Raw genomic sequence first — 6149 nt, 5'->3', positions numbered from 1 at the left:
CTCCCCCGCCGGGGGGGCCCCCTACGCCTAATTCTCCGCCGACGTGTTTACCGAAAACCCGGCCTACCTCCCCCCCTCGGCCGCCGCGCCGGGCGGTTTCTACGTGGCCTTCACCCCCCGCGCGGCGGGGCCGCGGCCGGTCGCGCCGCCGCGCTCGATCGGGATCCTCCGGCGCCCCCCCGCGGGGGCGGGCCGGGCCCGGCCCGCGGGCGGGACGATCGAAAGGGTCGACGAGACGGTGACGGTCCGGGTGTTCCGGCCCGACACTGCCCCGCGGCCCGGCCCGGCCCTGTTGTTCATCCACGGTGGTGGCTATGTGATCGGTAATGCCGCGATGGGTGACCGGTTCTGCCGGGCGGCGGCCCGCCGCCTCGGGATCGTGGCGGCGTCGGTGGAATACCGGCTGGCATCGGAGCATCCCTTCCCGGCGCCGCTCGACGACTGTTACGCCGCTCTGCGCTGGCTGGCCGCCCAACCCGACGTCGACGCGGACCGTATCGCGATCGTCGGCGAAAGCGCGGGCGGTGGGCTCGCTGCTGCGCTGGCACTGCTGGCCCGGGACCGCGGGGAGGTGCGGCCGGTACTCCAGTTGCTGTCCTATCCCATGCTGGACGACCGGACCTGCGCGGGCTCCCCGCTCGACGCGAGCCGGATGCGGATGTGGAGCCCGGGCAGCAACCGGTTCGGATGGTCTTCCTACCTGGGTCCGGCGGCGGGTGGTACCGTGCCGCCGCTGGCCGCGCCGGGACGTTGCGATGACCTCGCGGGCCTGCCGCCGGCCTGGATCGGCGTCGGAACCAACGATCTCTTCCACACCGAAGACGTGGCCTACGCCGAGCGGTTGCGCGCCGCGGGGGTGCCCTGCGAGTTGTACGAGGTCGACGGTGCGTATCACGGTTTCGACCTGGTCGAGGCCCGGACCGGTGTCGGGCGGGCCTACCTGGAGGCGCGGTTCACCGCACTGTCGACGGCACTCGGCGACGGCGAGCGGCTGCCGACGTCGTAGTCCGGGCGGACCCGTACTGCCGCAGCACAACCGGGACCGTAACGACCAGCGCCACCGACAGCCAGATCGCGGACGCTGCCACCGGTTCGCGCAGCGGCCATGCCGCGTCCGCCGCGACCGCGCCGGGTGCGCCGAACAGTTCGCGCAGCGCGGCGACGACGGCGCTGACGGGATTCCACTCCGCGAACGCGCGCAGCGGTCCGGGCATGGTCTCGGTCGGTACGAAGACGTTGGAGAACATAACGGCGCCGAAGATCAGTGGTGCGGTCTGCTGGAGCATCTGTTCGTCCCGGATCACCGCGCCCAGGCAGATACCGGCCCAGCTCAGGGCGAACCGGAACAGCAGTAGCAGCGCTACGGCGGTGAGTATTTCGGCGGGGGTGGCATCGATCCGCCAGCCCGCGGCCCAACCGATACCGGACATCACGACCAGCGCGACGCCTCCGGTCAGGGTTTCCGCGAGCGCGAGCCCGGCCGGAACCGAAAGCGCGGGTAGCGGCAGTGCCCGGAAGCGGTCGGTGAGACCGCTGTTCAGATCGGCATTGGCGGTTGACGCGGTGGCGGTGAGCCCCATGGCCGCGACCAGCACGAGAACGCCCGGGGTGAGATAGGAACGGTAGGCCGCGGCATCGGCGGTGCCGGCGAGTGCGCCGCCGAAGACGAAACCGAACAGCAGCATCATGCCCGCCGGTGCGGCCAGGGTGATCGCGAGCAGCCCGGGCGAATGCCGGTAGGCGGTGAGCACTCGGCCGAATGTGGTTGCGGTGGCAGCGAGCGTGGTAGGCGGGTGCGGGGTGTGGGTGATCATCGCTGCGTCCTTTCGGTGGAGCCGGTGAGGGCCAGAAACGCGTCGTCGAGGGTGGCGCGCCGGCGGCCGATATCGTGCACTTCGATCCCGGTTTCCTCGAGGGCGCGCAGAATCGGCAGCAGCGGTATCTCGGCTCCGGGGAACGAATACGACAGGGACGCCGGTGTTTCCGATTCGTCCCGCGCATCGCCGGGTGGAGTGGCGATACCCCCGAAATCGGATAGCACGGTATCGATTTCGCTACGGCGGCGTGGGTCGGCGATCAGATCCAGTCCACCGCCGATACTTGCCGTGAGCTCGTGCGGGGTCCCCGTGGCGATCACCCGCCCGCTGTCGAGGATGGTGACGTTATCCGCGAGCCGATCGGCCTCGTCCAGGTATTGGGTGGTGAGCAGGACGGTGGTGCCCTCGTTCACGAACTCCTCGACGTAACCGTAGATCTGGTTGCGGCTGCGCGGGTCGAGGGCGGTGGTCGGTTCGTCCAGGAAGAGGACGGCCGGGCGCACCACCATCGCCGCGACGATATCCAGCCGGCGGCGCATCCCGCCCGAATAATCCCGGGCGAGACGTTCGGCGGCAGTACCGAGATCGAACCGTTCGAGCAGTTCGCCGGCATGTGCGCGGGCTCGTCGGGCCGGGATTCCGTTCATCCGGCCGAACATGGTGAGGTTCTCCAGGCCGGTGAGCCGGGGGTCGACCGCGTGGAACTGACCGACCGATCCGATTCGCTTCTTCACCTCGGTGGTTTCGCGCGCGATGTCGTACCCGGCGATCCGGGCGGACCCCGCGTCGGGTCGTAGCAGGGTGGCCAGCATACGCACGGTCGTGGTCTTCCCGGACCCGTTGGGTCCCAGTAGCGCATGCACCCGGCCGGGTTCCGCGCGCAGGTCGACGGCGTCGACCACGGTCTGTTCGCCGTATCTCTTCGTCAGCCTGCAGGCCTCGATCGCCGTCACGTCCACTCCTTGATTGGGAACATTGTTCGCAGTTGACGGTAACTGAATGCGAACGATGTTCGCAACTGGCTCGAGGCATGCTTACCGAATGCCCTCCGCTGAACCGACCAACGCGCTGTGGCTACGGGCCGGCGACACCAAACCCGGACCGCGGCCCGGCCTGAGCCTCGACGACATCGCGGCGGCCTGCGTCCGGCTGGCCGACGCGGAAGGTATGCGATCGCTTTCGATGCGGCGGGTCGCCGAGGAACTGGGCACTGGCGCCGCCTCCCTGTACCGCTATGTGTCGGGCAAGGACGATCTCGTCGACCTGATGTACGACCGCGTCGCCGGCGAATACGAATTAGCACCCCCCACCGGGGATCTGCGGGCCGATGTGCTGGATATCGCCGAACAAGCGCGCGCCATGCACCGCCGGCACCGCTGGCTGATCGACACGAACCCGCGCAGTCTCGGGCCGCACGGTCTGCGCTACCTGGACCATATGGTGGCGGTGCTGGCGCCCGCGCGGCTGCGGCCGGCCGAGACCATGACCGGTATCGCGATGCTCTCCGGCTGGGTCACCGTTTTCGCCGGTCAGGAGGCCACCGGACAACCGCTGCCCACTCAGGGCGGGGGCGCCGGACATATCGCCGCCATGCTCGGCCAGGGCGATTATCCGCACCTCGCCGCGCTCTTCGCCGACCCCGACGCCCCCGGCGAGCCCGCCGTCGACAACGATGCCGTATTCCGGGCCGGGATCGATGCGCTGCTGTTCGGTATCGCGGGACCGCGCTGACCCACATCTCTACGGCGCTGCTTGTCACGTGCCGGACAATGTGTCACCTGGCCGGGCCCCGTAGCGCACTCGATTCGGCAGCCGACGGCCCGGACCCCGCGGCCGCCGCGGACACGCACCGGCCTCCCGAGGCCGAGCGGTATCGCGCGAATCCGGGCGCAGCACACGTTCGACCAGCGTCGGTAACTCTCCCTCGCAGTGCTCGGCGCCATGGGGTGACCGATGGCAGACTGCGGGTATGAGTACACCCGAGTGGGCGGATGTGGACCAGTACGTGGTGGACCATCTCGTGCGCGACGACGCGGGAAGCGCGACGCTGCGGGCGAACGCGGAGGCGGGACTGCCCTCGATCGACGTTTCCGAGGCCCAGGGCAAATTCCTCCACCTGCTCGCCCGGTCCACCGGCGCCCGGCGGGTACTGGAAATCGGCACACTGGGTGGATTCAGCACCCTGTGGCTGGCCCGCGCAGTCGGTACGGACGGGCGCGTGGTCACTCTCGAATACGAGCCACGTCATGCGCAGGTCGCGCGGGAGAACCTGGACCGGGCGGGCGTCGGCGATGTGGTCGATATCCGGATCGGCGCGGCGATGGAATCGCTACCGGTCCTGGCCGGAGAACAACCGGACCCGTTCGATCTCGTATTCATCGACGCCGACAAGGTGAACAACTCGAACTACGTGCGGTGGGCACTGCGATTGAGCCGGCCCGGAGCGATCATCGTCGTCGACAACGTGGTGCGTGGCGGGCGTCTCGCCGACGAGGCGTCCGATGACCCCGCCGCCCGCGCGAGTCGCGAACTGGTCGAACTCCTGGCGGCGGAACCGCGGCTGGACGCCACTGTCGTGCAGACGGTCGGGGCGAAAGGCTGGGACGGTTTCGCCTTCGCCGTCGTGAACTAGCCACGAGCCGCGGTGGACGGCAGAAACCGCAGCGTTTCTGTGCGGGGAGTGTGCCCGTGGGCAGTCGGCCGGGCGGGTCGGCCAGGGCCGCGATCCCCGGATATTCGCCGGAGCCGCCGGTCGGAGGAACCGACGACACCGCGGTACACGGGCGTCTCAGCCGAAGACCAGGTTTCCTACCCCCCGCCCGAATCACCGGGTGACCGGCGCAGCCATGATGCGGCGATCGGCTATCGCGGCAAGAAATCCCCTATGGTCGCGGTCGCTGCGATCGGCGTAGTCTTCGGCGAAAGCTGCCATCGCCTCGTCGAATTCGTTGCCGGAGCCCAGATAGCCGGCGATCGCGAAGCGGTCCCCGCCGCGCGCATGCGCTTGGGCGAGTACCCGCGCGCACAACCTGCCGTACAGCGCCATGAGTTCGGGGGACATCGTCTCGATCTCCGCCGAACCTTTACCGTCACGGAGCTGGCGGATATAGAAATCCCGCGGCACTCCGTCGGAGTCCGGTCCGCGATGCCAGCCGAGGAAGATATCGCTGGTCGCCTGCATCAGCCGCTGCCCGGTCACCACCCGCTCCGCCTGGTTCTCGTACTCGGGGCCGTCGAGGTAGCCGGCGAGCACCGAGGGCTGTGCCTCCTTGGCCTGCAGGAACAGCGGATCACCGCCGGGGCCGCGTAACAGGACGATCCAGCAGCGGGTTCCCACGCTGCCCACACCCACGACCTTGCGGGCCGCGTGCACATAGTCGAACCGGTCCAGCAGGTAGTGACGGTCGGGCTGCAGGGTGGCGCGGTAGTCGATCAGCCGCCGCATCATGGTGCGATGCACCTGCTGCGCGTCGGCACCGGTGAACAGTTCCTCCACCGGCACGATCAGCGGCGGTGTACTGACGATGCGCGGCTGCCCGTCGGCTCCGGTGGTGGTGAGCTTCGACAGAGCGTGCGCACTGTCGCGACCCCACGCCTTGCCGATCGTCTTCTCGACCCGCTTCCGCGTCGAGGCATCGAGCACCTCACGTATTTCCGCCATCTCCGACTCCGCCTCGAGGTGCGAGTACCACACGGCGAGCTCGCCGCGTTCCGCCTGATAGTTCATGGTGTCGCGGTACTCGGCGGCGCAGGCCCGGGTGATGCGGCGGCGCTGTTTGGTGGTGAAACCGTTGCCGCGGCCGGCGATGGCCAGGCTCGCGACCAGCCGCCGGACATCCCATTCGAAAGGGCCCGGATAGGTTTCGTCGAAATCGTTGACATCGAAGGCGAGCCGGCGCTCCGGTGTCGCGAACAGGCCGAAGTTGCTCAGATGCGCGTCCCCGCACAGTTGCGTGCACAAACCCGTGCTCGGGAGGCGGGCCAGATCGTCGGCCATCACCAGCGCGGCGCCGCGGAAGAAGGCGAACGGCGAGGTCGCCATCCGGCCGTAGCGCACGGGTACCAGATCGGGGATGCGGGTGACGGCCTGGGATTCGAGGAGGGCGAGCGGGTCGCGATCGTCCTCGGTTCCCACCTCGGCGAGTGCGTCGAAAGGGATCCGCTCGCGCTGCCGGGCTCCGCACTCGATCCGTTGTGCGCAGTCCGGCCGCGGATTCACGGCGGGCTCGGCACCTGCATGAGGTCGGGCCATGGGCGCACGGTAGATGCCGTGCGACCAGCACGTCGTCACCCGCCGCGGGTGAGACCATCCCGTCGCGCGCATTCTTTGCC

The 6149-nt window shown here is 69.3% G+C and carries 6 protein-coding genes; 3 read left to right on the top strand and 3 right to left on the bottom strand.

Annotated features, from left to right (window positions below; genetic code table 11):
- Positions 1–103 precede the first annotated feature (103 nt).
- Complete coding sequence (locus QH196_RS05535; RefSeq protein WP_280414660.1) at positions 104–1006, top strand: alpha/beta hydrolase; 903 nt, start codon at positions 104–106, stop codon at positions 1004–1006.
- Here QH196_RS05535 and QH196_RS05530 read toward each other — a convergent pair.
- Together QH196_RS05530 and QH196_RS05525 are read right to left on the bottom strand one after the other, a co-directional pair.
- Complete coding sequence (locus QH196_RS05530) at positions 954–1814, bottom strand: ABC transporter permease (RefSeq protein WP_280414655.1); 861 nt, start codon at positions 1812–1814, stop codon at positions 954–956. The two genes, QH196_RS05535 and QH196_RS05530, sit on opposite strands and share 53 nt — an antisense overlap.
- A complete protein-coding gene (locus tag QH196_RS05525; RefSeq protein WP_280414654.1) occupies positions 1811–2770 on the bottom strand; it encodes an ATP-binding cassette domain-containing protein in 960 nt (319 codons plus the stop codon). The genes QH196_RS05530 and QH196_RS05525 overlap by 4 nt, the downstream gene beginning before the upstream one ends.
- A gap of 88 nt (positions 2771–2858) precedes the next feature.
- On the opposite strand from QH196_RS05525, the gene QH196_RS05520 reads away from it, so the two are divergent.
- Complete coding sequence (locus QH196_RS05520) at positions 2859–3548, top strand: TetR/AcrR family transcriptional regulator (protein ID WP_280414653.1); 690 nt, start codon at positions 2859–2861, stop codon at positions 3546–3548.
- A 238-nt stretch (positions 3549–3786) separates the two neighbouring features.
- The gene (locus QH196_RS05515) at positions 3787–4449 is read left to right on the top strand and encodes an O-methyltransferase (protein WP_280414652.1); all 663 of its coding nucleotides are present in this window, start codon (positions 3787–3789) and stop codon (positions 4447–4449) included.
- A gap of 192 nt (positions 4450–4641) precedes the next feature.
- Here the strand turns inward: QH196_RS05515 and QH196_RS05510 are convergent, their stop codons facing one another.
- A complete protein-coding gene (locus QH196_RS05510) occupies positions 4642–6069 on the bottom strand; it encodes a DUF2252 domain-containing protein (protein WP_280414651.1) in 1428 nt (475 codons plus the stop codon).
- Between the last annotated feature and the right edge of the window lie 80 nt (positions 6070–6149).

Origin of the sequence: Nocardia carnea, from assembly GCF_029868325.1 — a bacterium.
Lineage (GTDB): Bacteria > Actinomycetota > Actinomycetes > Mycobacteriales > Mycobacteriaceae > Nocardia > Nocardia carnea_C.
Note: the sequence above shows the minus strand (reverse complement) of the source record. Positions and strands in the feature narration are given on the sequence as shown.